20 protein-coding genes are annotated in these 16,540 nt (G+C 64.0%); 12 read left to right on the top strand and 8 right to left on the bottom strand.

Annotated elements, in window-relative coordinates; genetic code table 11:
• Positions 1-17: 17 nt before the first annotated feature.
• Positions 18-836 carry an alpha/beta fold hydrolase gene (locus AC1DHX_RS18040; protein WP_476849210.1) on the top strand — a complete coding sequence of 273 codons (819 nt, stop codon included), beginning with the start codon at positions 18-20 and terminating at the stop codon, positions 834-836.
• Between the two features lie 167 nt (positions 837-1,003).
• Positions 1,004-1,639, top strand: coding sequence for a LysE family translocator (locus tag AC1DHX_RS18035; protein WP_476849211.1), 636 nt, complete (start codon positions 1,004-1,006; stop codon positions 1,637-1,639).
• A 383-nt stretch (positions 1,640-2,022) separates the two neighbouring features.
• On the opposite strand, the gene AC1DHX_RS18030 is transcribed toward AC1DHX_RS18035, so the two are convergent.
• The 4 genes from AC1DHX_RS18030 to AC1DHX_RS18015 form a co-directional block, all read right to left on the bottom strand.
• Positions 2,023-2,628: a cation efflux transmembrane domain-containing protein gene (locus tag AC1DHX_RS18030; protein ID WP_476858489.1), complete on the bottom strand. Its 606-nt coding sequence runs from the start codon at positions 2,626-2,628 to the stop codon at positions 2,023-2,025.
• On the bottom strand, positions 2,618-3,082 hold the full coding sequence (locus tag AC1DHX_RS18025; RefSeq protein ID WP_476858488.1) for a DUF1232 domain-containing protein: 465 nt from the start codon (positions 3,080-3,082) through the stop codon (positions 2,618-2,620). Before AC1DHX_RS18025 ends, AC1DHX_RS18030 begins: the two co-directional genes overlap by 11 nt.
• Positions 3,083-3,087: 5 nt before the next feature.
• A complete protein-coding gene (locus tag AC1DHX_RS18020) occupies positions 3,088-3,648 on the bottom strand; it encodes a Chromate resistance protein ChrB (protein ID WP_476858487.1) in 561 nt (186 codons plus the stop codon).
• 125 nt (positions 3,649-3,773) lie between these two features.
• Positions 3,774-5,210, bottom strand: coding sequence for an MFS transporter (locus tag AC1DHX_RS18015; RefSeq protein ID WP_476900310.1), 1,437 nt, complete (start codon positions 5,208-5,210; stop codon positions 3,774-3,776).
• A 221-nt stretch (positions 5,211-5,431) separates the two neighbouring features.
• On the opposite strand from AC1DHX_RS18015, the gene AC1DHX_RS18010 reads away from it, so the two are divergent.
• The 4 genes from AC1DHX_RS18010 (at position 5,432) to AC1DHX_RS17995 (ending at position 7,980) form a co-directional block, all read left to right on the top strand.
• Entirely contained in the window at positions 5,432-6,025 is a 594-nt protein-coding gene (locus AC1DHX_RS18010) for a sulfite oxidase-like oxidoreductase (protein WP_476858760.1), read from the top strand.
• Between the two features lie 10 nt (positions 6,026-6,035).
• Positions 6,036-6,773, top strand: coding sequence for an FAD-binding oxidoreductase (locus AC1DHX_RS18005; protein ID WP_476858485.1), 738 nt, complete (start codon positions 6,036-6,038; stop codon positions 6,771-6,773).
• The gene (locus AC1DHX_RS18000) at positions 6,770-7,117 is read left to right on the top strand and encodes a DUF6510 family protein (RefSeq protein WP_476849216.1); all 348 of its coding nucleotides are present in this window, start codon (positions 6,770-6,772) and stop codon (positions 7,115-7,117) included. Before AC1DHX_RS18005 ends, AC1DHX_RS18000 begins: the two co-directional genes overlap by 4 nt.
• A 215-nt stretch (positions 7,118-7,332) precedes the next feature.
• Positions 7,333-7,980, top strand: coding sequence for a CG0192-related protein (locus tag AC1DHX_RS17995; RefSeq protein ID WP_476849217.1), 648 nt, complete (start codon positions 7,333-7,335; stop codon positions 7,978-7,980).
• Here AC1DHX_RS17995 and AC1DHX_RS17990 read toward each other — a convergent pair.
• From AC1DHX_RS17990 to AC1DHX_RS17975, 4 genes are all read right to left on the bottom strand, one after another.
• A complete protein-coding gene (locus AC1DHX_RS17990) occupies positions 7,977-9,134 on the bottom strand; it encodes a YihY/virulence factor BrkB family protein (RefSeq protein WP_476858484.1) in 1,158 nt (385 codons plus the stop codon). The genes AC1DHX_RS17995 and AC1DHX_RS17990 overlap by 4 nt on opposite strands.
• Before the next feature lie 81 nt (positions 9,135-9,215).
• Complete coding sequence (locus AC1DHX_RS17985) at positions 9,216-9,824, bottom strand: DUF3618 domain-containing protein (protein WP_476858483.1); 609 nt, start codon at positions 9,822-9,824, stop codon at positions 9,216-9,218.
• Between the two features lie 18 nt (positions 9,825-9,842).
• Positions 9,843-10,244: a phage holin family protein gene (locus tag AC1DHX_RS17980; RefSeq protein ID WP_043435594.1), complete on the bottom strand. Its 402-nt coding sequence runs from the start codon at positions 10,242-10,244 to the stop codon at positions 9,843-9,845.
• 8 nt (positions 10,245-10,252) lie between these two features.
• Positions 10,253-11,092, bottom strand: a complete 840-nt coding sequence (locus AC1DHX_RS17975) for an ATP synthase subunit B family protein (protein WP_476858482.1) — start codon at positions 11,090-11,092, stop codon at positions 10,253-10,255.
• Positions 11,093-11,408: 316 nt separating this feature from the next.
• Here AC1DHX_RS17975 and AC1DHX_RS17970 point away from each other — a divergent pair, with 316 nt between their 5' ends.
• From AC1DHX_RS17970 to AC1DHX_RS17945, 6 genes are all read left to right on the top strand, one after another.
• Positions 11,409-11,912 (top strand): MarR family winged helix-turn-helix transcriptional regulator, encoded by a 504-nt coding sequence (locus AC1DHX_RS17970; protein WP_476858481.1) that lies wholly within the window; start codon positions 11,409-11,411, stop codon positions 11,910-11,912.
• A 202-nt stretch (positions 11,913-12,114) separates the two neighbouring features.
• Positions 12,115-12,381 carry a GlsB/YeaQ/YmgE family stress response membrane protein gene (locus AC1DHX_RS17965; RefSeq protein WP_028276267.1) on the top strand — a complete coding sequence of 89 codons (267 nt, stop codon included), beginning with the start codon at positions 12,115-12,117 and terminating at the stop codon, positions 12,379-12,381.
• A gap of 345 nt (positions 12,382-12,726) precedes the next feature.
• A complete protein-coding gene (locus AC1DHX_RS17960) occupies positions 12,727-13,173 on the top strand; it encodes an Hsp20/alpha crystallin family protein (protein WP_476849222.1) in 447 nt (148 codons plus the stop codon).
• 159 nt (positions 13,174-13,332) lie between these two features.
• Positions 13,333-13,680, top strand: a complete 348-nt coding sequence (locus tag AC1DHX_RS17955) for a hypothetical protein (RefSeq protein ID WP_476858480.1) — start codon at positions 13,333-13,335, stop codon at positions 13,678-13,680.
• A 604-nt stretch (positions 13,681-14,284) separates the two neighbouring features.
• Positions 14,285-15,352: a PRC and DUF2382 domain-containing protein gene (locus AC1DHX_RS17950; RefSeq protein ID WP_476900309.1), complete on the top strand. Its 1,068-nt coding sequence runs from the start codon at positions 14,285-14,287 to the stop codon at positions 15,350-15,352.
• 240 nt (positions 15,353-15,592) lie between these two features.
• On the top strand, positions 15,593-16,540 hold a 948-nt coding region (locus AC1DHX_RS17945), incomplete at its 3' end, for a PEP/pyruvate-binding domain-containing protein (RefSeq protein ID WP_476900308.1).

Below are 16,540 nucleotides of genomic sequence, written 5' to 3'. Positions count from 1 at the left end.
CGTTTTAACATAGCGTGATGGAGACCACCGTTAGCGGAGTTTCTGTGCATTACGCCGAGTACGGCAGTGGCACGCCGGTTCTCGCTCTGCACGGCGCCGGTGTGGATCATCGCGAGATCGCCGGTGCCCTTGAACCGATTTTCGACGACGTGCCTGGCTACCGGCGCCTGTATCCGGACCTGCCCGGGATGGGCCGGACCCCGGCGCCTGAGACGATCACGAGCAATGACGACGTCGTGGACATTCTGCTCGGCCTTATCGCCAGCACTATTGGTGATGAACCGTTTCTTATCGTGGGTCAGTCCTACGGCGGCTACCTGGCCCGTGCGATTGCGAGTCTGCGACCTGATCAGGCCGTCGGGCTGGCGCTAATCTGCCCTGTTGGCCAACAGACGCGCGACGTGCCTCAGCACGAGGTCCTTGTTTCGTCGGTCGATCTGACCGGTGCACTCGGCTCGGATCTCGAGGCTACTTACCGCAGCTACTTCGTTGTGCAGACGCCTGAAACGCTGCGTCGGTTCCAGGAGTATGTGGCTCCCGCAACGTCCCTGGCTGACGAGTCGAGCCTGGTGCGGATCTTTTCGCACTGGGAGTTGCGGGATCGGCCGGAAGCCGCGAAAGCCTATCCTCATCCGGTGTTGGTCGTTGCCGGGCGACAGGATGCCACCGCCGGGCACACAGGACCGTCGGAGCTGATCCTGCACTACCCACGCGCTACGTTGGCCGTACTCGACCGCGCCGGCCACGCCTTGATCCATGAGCAACCCAACCTCGTGCGAGCCCTTGCCGCCGACTGGCTCATGCGCGTGCGTGAGGCGTCAGACAACAAAAGCTAGCGGGCAGTGGCGCCCGCATGCGGACGGAATCCCTGTGTCATGGCTCCGCCGAAGAAGGGCAAGGCGATGCGTCCGCGGCGTCCAACCGGCGTCATGCAATGCCCGGTAAGCAGCAAACCATCGCGACGGATTGCAGTCGGGCGGCCAGCGAAAGGACAATGGTGCCCATGACCGCCGTGACCCTCCTGGCCTTTGCCGGGCTGTGCCTGCTGCTTTCCGTTACCCCCGGCCCGGATACCTTCCTGGTGCTGAGGATCTCGCTGCAAAGTGCCGGGGCCGGCCTGGCGGCGGCGCTGGGCTCAGCTCTGGCATCCCTGGTCTGGGCCGCGCTGGTGGGAGTGGGGCTCGCCGCCGTGCTGGAGGACTCGGCGGAAGTGTTCCGTTGGCTGAAGATCGCAGGCGGGTTGTACTTGCTGTATCTGGGAATCTCGTCGCTGATCCGGGCGCGCCGCACAACTGCATCCCCGGCGGCCGGGCACGCTCCCCGCCGGAGCTACAGCCGAAGGACCGGCTTCGGCGCCGGCGCGTTCTCCACACTGCTCAACCCCAAGGTCGGCCTGTTCTACCTCGCCGTCGTGCCGCAGTTCATTCCACACGGCGGCAACACGCTGGATACAGCCATGGTGCTCGGTGCCATCGAAAGCGCCATTGGATTCCTCTACCTGGCGGCTGTAGCCGTCGCGGCAGCGAAGGCGATGGCCTGGCTGCAGCGCCCCCGGGTGAGCAGTTGGCTCGAACGCGGCAGCAGCGGCATCATCGCCGCGCTCGGCCTGGGTGTACTGGCATCCAGCACCAGCTCGTAGCGGCGCGCCGGACCTCGACGGACAGGTGCAGTTCCCTATCCGGTAGAACGCCAACCCGCTCAAGAGCCGAGCTGGCTATCCGTCTTCCTCCTCTGGACATTCAGTTGGCTCATTGACTCCGTGAATTTCACGAAAACGGCGGCCGGTCCTGAAGAGGACCGACCGCCGCCGAATGAATATCAGGCTTGCATCAGGCCTTGGCCTTGCGCTTCAYCCAGCCCCAWACAGCMGTRGCYACCAGGAGCACCARGCCGATGATGGCCAACCARAGMAGRCCYTTCACRGCGAAGCCMAGGATCGAMAGAAYAAGCCAAATRATAAGYAGTGTGATTATTAGTCCCATACGGAAAGCCTAAGCCACCCAGGTGGCTGATTCCGAACGATCAGTGATCGTGGCGGAAGATGGCCACGGCTTCGCGGACCGCGTAGTAGACGATGACCATGCCGGCCACGGGGTCGGCCCACCACCAACCGGCAAAGGTGTCCAGCAAGATCCCGGCCAGCACGGCGGCCGCCAGAAGACCGTCGATAAACGTCACCTTGCCCTCTGCTATCAGAACGGGATTGCCCAGCGCCTTGCCCGTGCGGGCCTTTCCGGCTGCGAGGGCGAACATCACCACTGCCGTGACAGCCGTCCAGATAATTCCGGCGGGGCTCGGCCGTGCGTGGTGCCCGGCCGCCAAGGCAAGTCCGGACTGGACGAGCAGATAGAGAGCAAGGGCAACGAACGCCCCGGCGATCAGCCTCAACGCGAACCGTTGACGCCGTTCCCCGGTCCCGGAGAGTTCCCAGATCACCACGGTGCTGGCACCGATCTCGATCAGGCTGTCCAGGCCGAAGCCGGCCAGCGCCACCGATCCGGCCGTGATGGAAGCGACGGCAAGAACTGCCACGCCGACGACGTTCCAGCCCAGCGTGATGCCCTCAAGGATGAACCCGCGACGTCTCAGGCGCGCCATCTCAGGGCGCACCAAGATTTCAGGCAGCATCCGTGCTCTCTTTCCCGGCGCCCCCGGCGTTTCCGGCGATGGGTGCCGACAGGCCGGCCAGCCGTTCGATGACGGCAAGCCCGGCCGGGGTGCCCGGCCAATGCCGCCGCAAAGACTCCGGACCCGCGGAGCGGATCACGGAACGAAGAACCAGGGCCATGACAATCACGTCATCGGCATAGCCAATCAGCGGGAGGAAGTCCGGGACAAGATCCAGCGGCAAGAGCAGATATCCCAACAAAAGCGACAGCTTGATCCGGGCGCCGCGGGATACCGCCGGATCGGCCGCCAAACGCCTCAACACGCGCAACACATCCGGCAGCAGCCGCAACGCGTCCCGCATACCCACCGTCTCCGGATGGGACCTCGCATAGGCCCACAACCCGAGCAGAAGAACCGCGTAGACGCCAACGAGCCCGGCCAGGATACCCAGCGCCGTCTGCCACCACTGCACGGCCCCTACTCCCCGGCCACCGGCAGGCCATGGCCTGCCGGGGCATGCAGAGTCGCGTAGACCTTCTCGGCGTACTCGTCGAATACAGCGGAGCACTCGCGCAACCGCTCGTCTGCGGCCTGCGCTTCCGGCAGTTCCAGAACGTCACGGCTTTTCAGATCACGGTACCAGCGCCGCAAGCGGTCCAGGCTCTGCTCTTCCTCTTCCAGCTCCGCCAGAGTGAACTTGCCGCTTCGGGTTTCCTTGGCGATTTCGGCCTCGAACGCCCCGCAATCGCCGGAGAATTCCTTCCACTCATCCAACCTGAGCTCCTCGAATGCCGAGCGCAGGCCTTCCACTCCCGCATCGCCGCTGCCCGGCGTGGGCAGGACAAGGACGCTGCCGGTTCCGCGGCCGGCCAGCTCCACGACCCTCGGCACGGCTTCCGAGAAGAACGGCGTGTCCGGAACGGTCCACACCCCTGAGGCCACTGGCGCAGCACCGATCCTCCGGAGCTCCCGCCACACACCGACCCTCGTCCGTGAGGCCTCACCAGTCAACCGGACAACAAGAACCAACCAATCCATGCGCCAATCATATACTGCTACAACAAGGTAAGTAACAGCTGTTACATCACCCACTGCCCTGGACGGCACAGATACCCGAGGGCCTCGGCCGGTACGTTCGGTCGGTCCGATGGAATCCCTTAGCCCTATCGGCCCGGTCTGAAAATACGGTAGCTCCGGGTGCCTTGGGATGGGACTTTCTGCCTGGCCCGAAGTGCAGGCCGCTTAGGCGGGTTCTGGATACCGACGGCGGAAACGATGCCCCCGAGGATGAGCAACACCGCCGTCACGGTCACCACCCGGTGAAATCCGTCGAGATCAAGTTTGCCGCCCATGACGAGGCCCACCAGCGCGATGCCGACCAGACCGGCAACCCTGCTGACGGCGTTATTCACTGCCGAACCGATACCTGCCTGCTGTTCCGACACCGAACCGAGAATGGCGGCGGTTAGCGGCGCGACTGTCGCCGAGAGCCCGACTGCGAACAGGAGGATCCCGGGCATCAGCTGGGTCCAGTAATCGACCGGGATTTCCGACGCGAGCATCAGGAGATAGCCGCCCCCGGCGAGGGCAGGTCCGAAGGCCATGAACCACCTCGGGCCGAACCGCCCGGCCAGTGAGCCAAACCATGACGCCAAGAGGATGTTGACGAGGCTGACGGGAAGCAAGGCCAGAGCGGCCGACGTCGCCGGAAACCCGGCAACCTGCTGCAGGAAAAGCACGATGATGAACCCGCCGATCGACAGCGCGGCGTAGACGAAGGCCGTAGCCACGTTGCCTACGGCAAAGTTTCGGACGGAGAAGAGGCTGAGCGGCAGGAGCGGGTACTTCGCGGTCTTTTCCCGCCAAATGAACCCGGCGAGGCACAGGATACCGAGGGCGAGGGGCATCAGAATGAGCGGACTCCCCCAGCCATAGTTGCCCTGTTCGATCAACGCGTAGACCGGCCCCGCCAACCCGAGCACACAGAGCACGGCACCCGCGTAGTCGATCCGCACGCCCTCCTTGCGAACATCCTTGACCCGCAACACGGCTAGCAGGTACAAGGTCACGGCAATGGGCAGGACGTTGATTCCGAAGATCCAACGCCAGCCCACCGAATCAACGAGCACTCCGCCGAGCAGGGGTCCCGCGATGAAAGCCACGGTTGTACCGGCAGTCCACTGGCCGATTGCCTTCGCCCGGGGCGCTTCGTCGAAGTTTGATGTGATCAGAGCCAGGGAACTGGGCACCAGCAAGGCGCCCGCGACGCCTTGAAGCGCCCTGGCCAGGACCAGCCAGTCCGCTGTCGGTGCCAGCGCACACATCACTGATGTCGCGCCGAACCCGATCAGGCCTGCCCGGAGAACGACAACCCGGCCCAGCAAATCAGAGAGCGAACCGGCGACAAGGATCAGTGAACCCAGGGTGATCAGGTAGGYATCGACAACCCATTGCTGCGTTGTCAGTCCGCCGCCCAGTTCACGGGAAATGGCCGGCAGCGCTACATTGATGACGCTGCCGTCGAGAAACGACACAAAGGAAGCGAGAATCGCGATCCACAGCACGAGCCTCTGCGTACGCGCCGACGGTAGGGAACTCATCCTTCAAGCTACACCCGCCCCGACGGTTGCCGGACTCACCTATGGAAGGACGTTCAGCCCGTCGCTCTGGCGACAGACGACGCCGTCGGCTGCGTTTACGTACTCGGCGTATCCTGGCGGCACCGGAGTATATTTTTATGTCTGGTCTCTGTCCCGCCGTTGCCCTATCGTTGGGGCACCGATTACATTCGACCGGCGGAGCTCCGCATCGGAGGTACATGATGGGAATCATCTCGTCTGGTTTTCATGGAAAACGGCGCACCGGCAATCCAGCCTTACCACCCGGCCAATACGAGACGCCAAGCTTTCCCGTACTGACGGCGGGCCCTGCACCTTATATCGCCCGGGCTGACTGGGAATTCTTTATTACAACGGAGACTGGGCAGCGCCGCGCCTGGTCCTGGGACGAGCTCTTGGCGCTACCGCAGATTGATATCCGGACCGATATTCATTGCGTGACCAGCTGGTCCAAGCTGGGCACCTCGTGGCGCGGGGTGTCCCTGGACACCTTGTTCGCGGATGTGGAAACAACGTCCGAGTTCACTACGGCTCATTCCTACGGCGGCTATACGACCAATGTCCCGTTGCAGGACCTGCTGGATGGCCAGGCATGGGTGGCGTGGCAATTCGACGGTGAACCACTGGAACGGGCCCACGGTGGCCCCGCCCGCCTGCTGATACCCCACTTGTACTTTTGGAAGAGTGCGAAGTGGATCAATGGCATCGAGCTGATGCCGCACGATGTTCCCGGCTTCTGGGAATCGAACGGGTACCACATCTACGGCGACCCGTGGCGCGAGGAGCGTTACTCATGAGGCAGGACAGATGAGCACCCTGTGGCGCGTCGCCGAGGTGATTCGTGGCGTTCCAGAAACGGAATCCTCCAGAACCATCGGCCTGCGCGTGGACGGGCTGAACGGCAACCTTCCCGGCCAGCACATCGATATCCGGCTCACGGCGGACGACGGATACACGGCAGTGCGGTCCTACTCAGTGGCCACAGCCGGCATGGACGAACTCCTGGAGATCACGGTCGACGAACTGGCCAACGGGGAGGTCTCCCCCTACCTGGTCAGAGACCTGATGGTCGGGGACCAGTTGGAGATCCGGGGGCCCGTCGGCGGCTGGTTCGTCTGGCTTCCGACCGACCCCAACCCGGTTCAGCTGATCGCCGGGGGATCCGGCATTGTCCCGCTCATGTCCATGATCCGCGCCCACGAGGCATCCGCGAATCCTTCACAGTTCCGGTTGCTGTACTCGCTGAAATCGCCCGAGGCAGGGTTCTATCGGGAGGAGCTGCTCACCTTGAACCAGGGATCTCCCAAGCTGACGGTCGACTATGTCTATACACGCAAAGTCCCGGAGGGCTGGCCAATGGTCCCGCAGCGACTCACCGCTGAAACACTGTTGGCAAGCATCCTGCCGGCGGACATGGCACCCGACATCTTCATCTGCGGTCAGACGATGTTTGTCGAAACGGTCACAGAGTGGATGGTGCAGGCGGGCTATCCGGCCGCCTCGATCAAGACCGAACGCTTTGGCGGAACGGGAGGAATACGGTGACTGGCAACAACGGCTCCGCTTCCCCTGGTGCTGAGGACCCGCGCCTCGAGGACCAGGACATCGCCGGGACCGGCGGCAATCCGATACCTCATCTTGACGGGAACGCGGCAGCGGGACCCTTGTGGGAACTGTTCCGCATCGACATCATTGCAGCGATCGGTCGGTGCAAGAATTGTGGCGCTGTCAGGGTCTTCGGGGAAGCAGCGGTCTATGCCGATGCCCCGGGAATGGTTGTGCGCTGCAGTTCCTGCGGGGGCGTCCTGCTGCGTCTCGTAGAGACTCCGACTAAATTCTGGCTCGATGTCAGCGGACTCAGCTACCTCCAGATCGACCGGGAGACCTAACGCGCTGCTCTGCTATCCGCACCCCGGCGTGCTCAAGACCGCAGGGGGCGTGAAGGGGTAGCCTGCGACGATGCTGAACACTCTCAACCCTTCATCATGGGAGCCAGTGGATCTGGAACAACGACACTCGGCCGGGCGATCGCCAACCAGTGGTCAGTACCTTTCCTCTAGTTATTTGATCAACGTGTCGCCAGTGCACGGTTAGGCTTGCAGTCATGGCGATCATCCACCAGGCAGAACTGCAGCCGACGAAACTTGAACTTCTCGCACAGTGGCTGCCCCGCCAGCCGTGGTTCACGCAACCCGGCACGGCAGCGCTGCACAAAGTAGGCTCCTACCGGTTCGACGACCCCGCCGGCGAGGTCGGCATAGAAACCATCATCGTGTCGGTGGGCAACTCCACTTTTCAAGTCCCACTCACGTACAGGGCCCAGCCCTTGGCCGGAGCGGAATCCTGGTTGGTCGGAACCATGCAGCACTCGGTTCTCGGCCCGAGGTGGGTTTACGATGCCTGCGCCGATCCAATCTACGTGGCAGCGCTGGCGGCGAGCATCATGCTGGGCCGGCCGCAGGCAGAGCAATACCTCCAAAAAGGGGAAAATCTGGAACTTCTGGCCCAGACGGTCTTCGTGCGAAGCACCGGACCGAAACTCGAGGCAGTCCCTGATGTCTCTTCAGCGGCACCGCGCGCCACCGACGCCGGCACCGCCATCGAGACTGCTGACCTTCACTTGCTTGTTATCCGGCGGCTGGACCTGGATGAGCAACCGGTCGGCCCGCTCGCTCTGACCGGCACCTGGGAAGGTCAGAAGGACAACGTCAAACTCGCCGCCTTAGTGATGCCTGACAGTTCCGCGGGTTAGGGGCGCCCCACTCCGTCCGTGTTCCGGGGTTGGGTATTGCCTTCCTGCCGTTCAGGCTGGATCCCGTGCTGTTCCCGCAGTTCGCGCCCGCGGCGAATGTCCTCTTCTTCGCGGGCCTGGAGCTTGCCGCTCTGTTTCGTGTCCCGTGGCGGCAATTGGATGGTCTCTTCGGCCTCAATGCCGGCCTGGAGTTGGCGTCCACGCTCCATCTCGGCGTCGAACTCGGCACCGAACAGCAACGACATGTTCAGGATCCAGAGCCACAGCAGCGAGATGATGACGCCGCCGATCGCACCATAGGTCTTCTCGTAGCTATTGAAGTTGGCCACATAGAAAGCGAAGGCCAGGGACGCCAGCAGGAAGATGACCAAGGCGATAGCGGAACCCAGGCTCATCCAGCGGAACTTGGGCTGCTTTACGTTCGGCGTAGCGTAGTAGAGGATGGCGATCGCCAGAATCACGAGCAACAGAATCACCGGCCACTTGAGAATGTTCCACGCCGTCAGGACTGCCCCGCCCAAGCCGATCGCGTTGCCGACGGCCTCGGCCACCGGCCCGCTCAGCACCAGCATGGCCGAAAGCACAAGCACGATCAGCACGGTGGCAATGGTGACGGCGAGCATCGTGCCCCGAAGTTTGATGAACGGCCGCCCCTCGTCGATTTCGTAGATTCGGTTCATGGCCCGGCCAAAGGCTCCGACATAGCCGGAGGCGGACCAGAGGGCGGTGAGGATGCCGAGTACCAGGGTGAGTCCGGCAGCGGAGGAACTGCTGAGCTGCTCGACTGGTTGTTTGATCGCCTGCACAGTTTCAGCAGGCGCGAAACCCTGGACGACCTCCAGAAGCGCGGACGTGGTCTTCTCTGCCTGCCCGAAGATGCCCAGCAAAGACACGAGTGCCAACAGCGCCGGGAAAATTGAGAGAACCGAATAGTAGGTCAGGGCTGCGGCGAGATCCGGGCACTGGTCCTTGGTGAACTCACGCAGGGTCTTCTTGGCGATGTACTTCCACGAGGGCTTAGTGACGTCGGCCGGACTGTCCGGTTTACGGGAGTCGTCCGGGGCAGGTGCCGTGCGGGCCTTGGCGGTGCTGCTCTCGTCCGTTTCGGCGTCGGTCATGGATTCATTTTCTGCCTTGGTTGGGTTCTTGGCCATGGAAATTCCTTCGGGGGTTAAGGGAAATGGCCGRCCGCCCAGCGCATCAGCGAGGGCAGCCGGCCGCATTCATACGCGGCCTCAGGCCTGCTGAACGTTGTCCTTGGCTTCTGCAGTCCGATCCTTGACGTCCTCCACAGCGGCCTGCCCGTCTGCCTTGAGGTGATCGGTTGCGTCCGCGGCAGTGGCCTTGACGTTCTCCATGGCTTCCTGGGCGGGCGCCTTGAGCCCTTCGGCCACGTGCTTGGCGGCGTCCGTCAGTTCCGTGGTGAGCGGCTCGGCTGCCGATTTGAGGGCATCAGCGGCTTCACGCTCCTTTTGGCTGGCCGGGATCAGGGAGGAAACGAGCAGCCCGGCACCGAAGGCGATCAGCCCGGCAGCCAGTGGGTTCCCCTGTGTCCTGTTCTTCAGCTGGCCCGGCGCGCCCGCAACTGCGGAGCCCGCGTCGCTCACATGCGCGCCGACGCTTCCGCTGGTGGTGTGGACGTGGTCGGCGGTGTGGTCTGCGGCTCCCATGACTTTATCCTTCACTCCGAAGACGGCGTCTTTGACGTTCTCTTTGACTCTGTCCGTCTGCCGTTGGACGATATGCGACGGCGTGACTTTGTCGGCGACGGCGTCCACGTTTGTGCCCAGGCGGGCACGGGTTGCTTCAATATCTGCTCGGATGACATCCGGGTTTTCACTCATCGTGTTTCCTCGCTGAATCTAGGAGTTGGGTTTTAGGGTGGGCGGGATTTCCTGGAGGGTTTCAGCCGTCCTCGGCATGCCCTTGATCGCGTTCAGTTCCTTGCGGCCCATGGCTGCCAGAACGGCGGCGACAACTGCCCAGATGACAGCGACAACAACGCCGGACCAGCCCAGTCCCATCACGATCCCCAGCGCCCACCAGAGCGCCAAAGACAGGAACAGGAGCACGAAATGGCCAGCGACGCCGGCGCCGGCGAGCATGCCGGTGCCTTTGCCTGCCCGGGTGGCCGACTGCTTGAGTTCGACCTTGGCCAGTTCCACTTCCTGTCGCATCAGGGTGGACATGTCCCGTGTGACCTCACCGAGAAGGTCACCCAGGGAAGTCGATTCAGCCTTCGCCTGCGCGGCTGTGGGAGGCATTTCGCTGCTCATCGACGGCCACCGTCAAAGGGGTCATCGCGCAGCGGATCAGCCTGCTGCAATGGCTCACCAGCCACGGGCCCTGAGGACCGGCGGCCCTGCCCGGCGTCGCGGAGCGGATCGGGGGTTCCCAAATCGGAGTCCAGCGGATTCGGCGGGTAGGTGTCCGCGAGGCCCGCCGTCGTGGTGTGCGGAGCGGGCATCTGTACCGGCGGCGGCGGAACCGCTACCCCGGTATCGGGGATCCGCCCGGCAGTGGACGTGCCGGTAGCGGTAGCGGCGGTCGCTTCGGGGGCGCCGGCGCTCAAGCTGCGGCTGAGGCGCCCGGCCAGTACACCGGCTCCGGCCGCGAGCAGGAGGAAGGTGCCCGGGCGCTGGCGGGCAAAGGACTTTACCTCGGTCAGGAGCGAACCCGGGTCCCGGCCATCGAGCCAGGACGCAACAGCGGAGGACCGCTCGGCGGCTTGGCGGACAAGGTCGGTGGCCACGCCGGGCTGGTCGGAGGCGGCAGCCATGGAATGCAGTTCGCCGGCGACGGACCGCAGACCTTCGGCGACCTTCTGCTGCTGGGTTCCTGCCTGCTCGGTGAGATCGGACTTGGCCTGGTGAAGCAGGTCCCGGGCATTGGTCTTGACCTCGGCGGCAACGTTGACTGCCTCCGTCTTAGCCGTCTCGGCGACGTTCTGGGCAGCATCTGCCGCGTGCCGCGTTACGTCCGCAGCTTCGTCCTTGGCCGCTTCCTGTTTGGAGTCAGCGCGTCCCGTGCCTTGTGGGGGCATAACTCCAACGCCGGCGTACCGGTCCGGGGAAGCTTCGGGTGCTGCCTGGGCCCATGGGTTCTGTGTCATCGTTGCTCTCTTTCAGGAATGGTCCGCTTGGGATCGTGACTAGCGCTACCGGATGAAATTAGTAAGCACGGTTACTAACTAAATACTAAGCACACTTGCTATATGTCGCGCAAGGCCTCGATCGAAAATCGGACGGGCCGCCTCCCGCCCGTCTGGTGACGCGCGGCGCGCACTGCAAGCCGCGCGTGAAAAATAGTAAGCATACTTGCCAAAAAGGAGTCCGGCATGCATATGGTGGGGGTCCAGCGTCGGCGCTTTGTGCCGCCGTCGCAGGTAGCGTGACTTTCGTTGCCACCCAATCAGGAAGGTCGTCTTCGTGATCCTCGCCCGCGAGCCCCACGCCCGGGACGTTTACCGGCTTCTAACCGCAGCGGCCCGTTTAGTGCAACGCCTCCACGACGATGCCCTGGCGCCACTGGGATTGACGCGTGCCGCCGTCATCGCACTGGAAGCCGTGGCTCCCCGCCCCATGTACCAGGAACAGCTCGCCGCAAGAGTTCATGTCCAAAGCCAAACGCTCGGCCGCGTCCTTGCCCGGCTCGAGGACGCGGGTCTCGTCACCAGGACGCGCAACCCGGACGATCGGCGCCAATTTCAGGTCGAGATTACCGACGCCGGCACAGCCGCACTGCAAGCAGCCTCTCAGGCTGAGCGCGCAGCCGTTCCTGCCGACTTCGACGGGTGGGAGGCCCTGTCTGAGCAACTCGCCCGGTTTGTGGATTTCTTCCAGGCTCCACGGCCCGGCACCCAAGGCTCCACGACCGGGAACTCCAGGCTCGACGTGCCCTCCCTTGCCCAAGACGGCCTCCGGCGCCAATGAACTAGCCGCCCGCGGCTGGGTGCCTCTGGGCCTCCCCCGCCCGGCGCCCACGGGCAGTCGCCGCTTCCATTGCAGTTCGGACCGGCAAGGGGCGAGCAAGACAGAAGGCCCATGAGCCGGGTATTGCGCGTTACTATGCATGCTGATTAAATCGCCGTTACGGCCGCATTCCACGACCGGTCTACCGAAAGGAAGTACAAAGATGGGAATTCTCGCTTTTCTCATTCTCGGCCTTATCGCTGGAGCTATCGCCAAGGCGGTCCTTCCCGGCCGTCAAGGAGGCGGCTGGCTGATTACACTCGTTGTTGGCGTCGTGGGCGCAATCCTCGGAGGTTGGATCGGCTCGTTGATCTTCGGCGGAGGGCTCGCTGACTTCTTTGACCTGCGGACCTGGCTCCTCTCCATCCTCGGGGCCGTTATTGTGCTCCTGATCTATGGGGCTCTTGCCGGTCGGAGGACCAGGGCGTAGCAGCCTCGATCCTCCGGATGCAGGGCTGCCACTGAGGACGCCCTGCGACTTCTGTTAGACGGCGGCGGGCCGCTGCTGAAACACCCCGGGAGGAACCACCCGGCGTTTCTCGGCCCGCGCCGCCGAGTCCAACGGCATGACGGTTGACCTCATGCATGACGGTTGACCTCATGCCGGGCGCCCGCCCGCAACGCTTCGTCGAGAACAAGCTTCGAAAGCCTCCGAGCGCAGCCCCGGCGGCCGGTTCCGCTGTCGTAAGTAGTAATCGCCAAAGCGGCAGAAGTCATTGCTCCGCGCGCATCCGACACCATGCGACCAGAGATGCTAAACAGCAAGGAGATAGACATGGACAACCTATTCCGCCGCACAGGCATCGACGTGCCCGAACCAGTCCGGCGCTTCCTGCAAGGCGAGACGGACACCTGGCTCAGGGTCGAGGAATACCGGGACGGAAACACCTTGGTGGTCAGAACCGATATCCCCGGCATCGACCCGGACAAGGACATCGATATCACCGTCACCGAGGGCAACTTGAATATCGCTGCCCGGCGCACCGAGCCCGCGCACAAGGATCAACCGGGTTACCGAAGCGAAGTGCGGTACGGCGAATATTCGCGAAGCGTCCCGCTGCCCCGCGGCGCGGACCCCGACACCGTCGAGGCCAGCTACATCGACGGTGTCTTGGAAATCCGCGCCCAGATCCCGGAGCAGTCCGGACCGTCCGCCACGAAAGTCCATGTCTCCCGCGGTGGAAACCAGTCACCGGAAGCACCAGAGAACTTCGTGACCTGAACGGCATTTTCGGCACTTGACTCGCCCGGCACCGACCAGCGACCACGGGCTCCTTCTGGCATGGCGTAGGGGGCCATCGGTATTCTTTCCGGTGCCCTGCGTCGCCACGGCCTCCGCAGCCCCCGCCTCCGAAAATTGCCACAGAGCGGAAACCATCTCATGACTATCAAGATCAACGACGCGGCGCTGCGTCATGCTCGGCAGCTCATCAAGGACTCGAGGTTTGCCCGGGATACCCGTGACGATTGGAGCGAGCACGCGCCCGACGCTGAGACAGAAAATGCATTCATCGACAAGCACGGGTACAAGGAGTACGGCACGTGGCATCTGGGCGAAGACGCCGAGAAGACGCACGACACGAAGGGGCGCTACAGCTTTCCCTTCGGTGATTTCCGCCGGCTGCATCGCTGCGCGATTCTCGCCATCGAGAGCCGGGCCGCCCAGAATAACCACGACGACGTCGCCGCCGCAGCGAAGTCCCTACTCGACGAACTGGACCAAGACTAGACCTGGGCCAGCACAATTCTCTTTCCGCCATCGCCTCGCGCAAGGCCCCACCTGTACGGCCCGGAATGCCCGCCGCGGGTGTCCCCACCGGGCCGTCTCCTGGGCGCCCGGGCTTCCCCCGTGTGCCCTCCGGCGGAGCCCAACCACCGGGAGCTCACCTATTCATAAGGGGGCTTCCTAATCTAACCGGGCTCGTGATATAACACGAAAAACGGCGCAGGAGAACTCCCTGCGCAACGGGACCGGTCCCAGCCTCCTGATCGAATGGCGGCGCATTCCATTGGACATTTCCCACCGGCTCCAAGCCGGACTGGCGGTGGCGACAACGTTCATCCCCAGTCTGCGCTCCCTTTCGACTTCAGGCCCCCGCTCGCGAAGGTCTCGCGCAGGACCCCAACCTTGCCAGAACTGCGGGTCGGCCTCGGAAAACCTCAGCTGAGCGCACTGCCGACTAATCATCGCCCCCTCCCGTGGTTCGCATTGCCGCGTACGCTTCCCAAGCACCGGACAGCACCAAAGCGACCTGTCCGGTACCGGTCGGGCGACCCATCAAGGGCTCCCGATCGGACCCACTATTTCAACCTAAGAGATCCAAGGAGACGTCATGCTCACCACCGAACAAATTGACCGTCTGCTCAGCCAAGGCGCAAATGTCCTGTCGGGAGACGGAGAAAAGATCGGCTCCATCGGCCAGGTGTTCGTAGACAACGAAGCCGGCCAGCCCAGCTGGGTAACCGTCCGTACGGGCCTGTTCGGGATGTCCGAATCATTTGTTCCCCTCGAGGGTGCTCGGCTGGAGGGCAATGACATCGTCGTCCCGTACAACAAAAATCAGGTCAAAGACGCGCCAAGGATCGACGCCGATCGGCCTCTGGAGCCTGCCGAGGAAGACCGGCTCTACCAGCATTACCGGATGGACAGCGGACGCGCCTACACCGACGCGGATACAGCTGACGAAGCATCCGCCACACGACAGGACGCCTCCAGAACGGACCGCGCCGAGACCCGCGACGCCACCAGCCCAGCCGGATACGGCACAACGACACCCACCACCGACGCCGCAACGCCACCCACGACACGACAGGACACCACCGGAACCGACCGCGCCCAAACCCGCGACGCCACCAGCCCAGCSGGATACGGCACAGCGACACCCACCACCGACGCCGCCCCGCCACCCACGACACGACAGGACACCACCGATACGGACCGCGCCGAAACCCGCGACGCCGCCGACACAGCCGGATACGGCACCACCACGCCAGCCACCGACACCGCCCCTACCCCAGCCACACCACAGGACACCGATAAGGACCGCGCCGAAACCCGCGACGCCAAGGGCCGGGGGCGCCTGCGCAAATACGTCACGACGGAAACCGTCACCAGGACGGTGCCAGTGCAGCGCGAAGAGGTTCGTATCGAGCGGGAACCGATTGCCGAGGAAGACCGCGACGAGGTCTCGAACCGTCCGGCCAGCGACGACGAGGTAATCCTTCACGAAGAGCGAGTCATAGTGACCAAGGAGACCGTCCCGGTTGAACGGGTCCGCATCGTTACTGAAACGGTCGCAGATGAAGTCACCATCCGTGAGAAGGTCCACAAGGAACACTTTGACGGCGAGGACAGCGAGGGATCAGAGGGCTCCGAGGGAACCGACGCCAGCCGCGGCTGAAAATGCGGATTGTTTTAGATGCCCGGGGCAAGGGCTGCGACCCATAGCCCCGGGCATTTTGTTGTCGGAACGGGGGTGCGAGCGATTGGTGGCCCCCCGGCCACACCCCTCGGCCGGTTGGATTAACTGGATCCCCTGCCCACCGGTACGGCTATGGCCTCTCGCCTGCGGCAGTGCCAGTATGTTGGGAATCAGGCTGAACCACGGAGCCCCGGCTCCGGGCGGAAAGGACTCGAGGTCATGACCTACATCAACAACTTCGACGATGTGGGGCGCGGCGACGTCGCCGTGGCAGGCGGCAAGGGCGTCGGACTGGGCGGCCTCAGCCAGGGAGGACTGCCGGTCCCGCCGGGGTTCGTGCTGAACACCGCAGCCTACGCGGATTACGTGACTGCCAACCATCTCGAGGCCGGCATCCATGAACTTGCCGTACTGTCGCCACACGCGGCACCACAGGACTACGAGGAAGCCTCGAACCGGATCCGCGCCCTTTTCACCAGCGGCACCATGCCGCACGCCATCGCGGCGGAGCTCGGCGCCGCCTACGGCAGGCTCGGCGACGGAGGCACAGCCGTGGCGGTGCGCTCCTCCGCCACGGCCGAGGACCTCGCCTCAGCCAGCTTCGCCGGGCAACAGGAAACCTACCTCAACGTCCGGGGGACGGAGGCTGTGGCCGCGGCCGTGACCGAGTGCTGGGCCTCCCTGTGGACGGCGCGTGCCATGGCCTACCGCGCCCGTGAAGGCATCGACCCGGACACGGTGCGCCTCGCCGTCGTGGTCCAACAGATGGTCGACGCCGAGGCCGCCGGGGTGATGTTCACCGCCAATCCGGCCAACGGGCGCCGCGACCAGACGGTGATCAGTGCCGCGTGGGGCCTGGGCGAGTCCGTTGTCAGCGGATCGGTCACCACGGACGACGTCGTCGTGGAAGCGGGGACGGGCCGTGTGCTGTCGCGCCGGACAGCTGACAAGGAGGTCATGACCGTCTACGCGGAGCGCGGCACCCTGGAGCAGCCGGTGACGGCGACGCGCCGCCGGCAGGCCGTATTGGACGACCCGGCGGCGGCTGAGCTGGCCGGCTACGGAACACGGATCGCGGAGCATTTCGGGACGCCGCAGGACATCGAGTGGGCACGCGCCGGTGGCGAGTTCTTCATCCTGCAATCCCGGCCCATCACCGCTCTGCCC

This window comes from Arthrobacter sp. 05N33_2 (genome assembly GCF_056397425.1).
The sequence above is the reverse complement of the archived record's forward strand: the minus strand, read 5'-3'. Positions and strand labels throughout refer to the sequence as shown.

What these genes read in the sequence shown, in the direction of transcription:
- AC1DHX_RS18040 (WP_476849210.1), top strand. Translation starts at nt 18, where the DNA reads ATGGAGACCACCGTTAGCGGAGTTTCTGTGCATTACGCCGAGTACGGC.
- AC1DHX_RS18035 (WP_476849211.1), top strand. Translation starts at nt 1,004, where the DNA reads ATGACCGCCGTGACCCTCCTGGCCTTTGCCGGGCTGTGCCTGCTGCTT.
- AC1DHX_RS18030 (WP_476858489.1), bottom strand. Translation starts at nt 2,628, where the DNA reads ATGCTGCCTGAAATCTTGGTGCGCCCTGAGATGGCGCGCCTGAGACGT.
- AC1DHX_RS18020 (WP_476858487.1), bottom strand. Translation starts at nt 3,648, where the DNA reads ATGGATTGGTTGGTTCTTGTTGTCCGGTTGACTGGTGAGGCCTCACGG.
- AC1DHX_RS18010 (WP_476858760.1), top strand. Translation starts at nt 5,432, where the DNA reads ATGGGAATCATCTCGTCTGGTTTTCATGGAAAACGGCGCACCGGCAAT.
- AC1DHX_RS18005 (WP_476858485.1), top strand. Translation starts at nt 6,036, where the DNA reads ATGAGCACCCTGTGGCGCGTCGCCGAGGTGATTCGTGGCGTTCCAGAA.
- AC1DHX_RS17995 (WP_476849217.1), top strand. Translation starts at nt 7,333, where the DNA reads ATGGCGATCATCCACCAGGCAGAACTGCAGCCGACGAAACTTGAACTT.
- AC1DHX_RS17990 (WP_476858484.1), bottom strand. Translation starts at nt 9,134, where the DNA reads ATGGCCAAGAACCCAACCAAGGCAGAAAATGAATCCATGACCGACGCC.
- AC1DHX_RS17985 (WP_476858483.1), bottom strand. Translation starts at nt 9,824, where the DNA reads ATGAGTGAAAACCCGGATGTCATCCGAGCAGATATTGAAGCAACCCGT.
- AC1DHX_RS17980 (WP_043435594.1), bottom strand. Translation starts at nt 10,244, where the DNA reads ATGCCTCCCACAGCCGCGCAGGCGAAGGCTGAATCGACTTCCCTGGGT.
- AC1DHX_RS17975 (WP_476858482.1), bottom strand. Translation starts at nt 11,092, where the DNA reads ATGACACAGAACCCATGGGCCCAGGCAGCACCCGAAGCTTCCCCGGAC.
- AC1DHX_RS17965 (WP_028276267.1), top strand. Translation starts at nt 12,115, where the DNA reads ATGGGAATTCTCGCTTTTCTCATTCTCGGCCTTATCGCTGGAGCTATC.
- AC1DHX_RS17960 (WP_476849222.1), top strand. Translation starts at nt 12,727, where the DNA reads ATGGACAACCTATTCCGCCGCACAGGCATCGACGTGCCCGAACCAGTC.
- AC1DHX_RS17955 (WP_476858480.1), top strand. Translation starts at nt 13,333, where the DNA reads ATGACTATCAAGATCAACGACGCGGCGCTGCGTCATGCTCGGCAGCTC.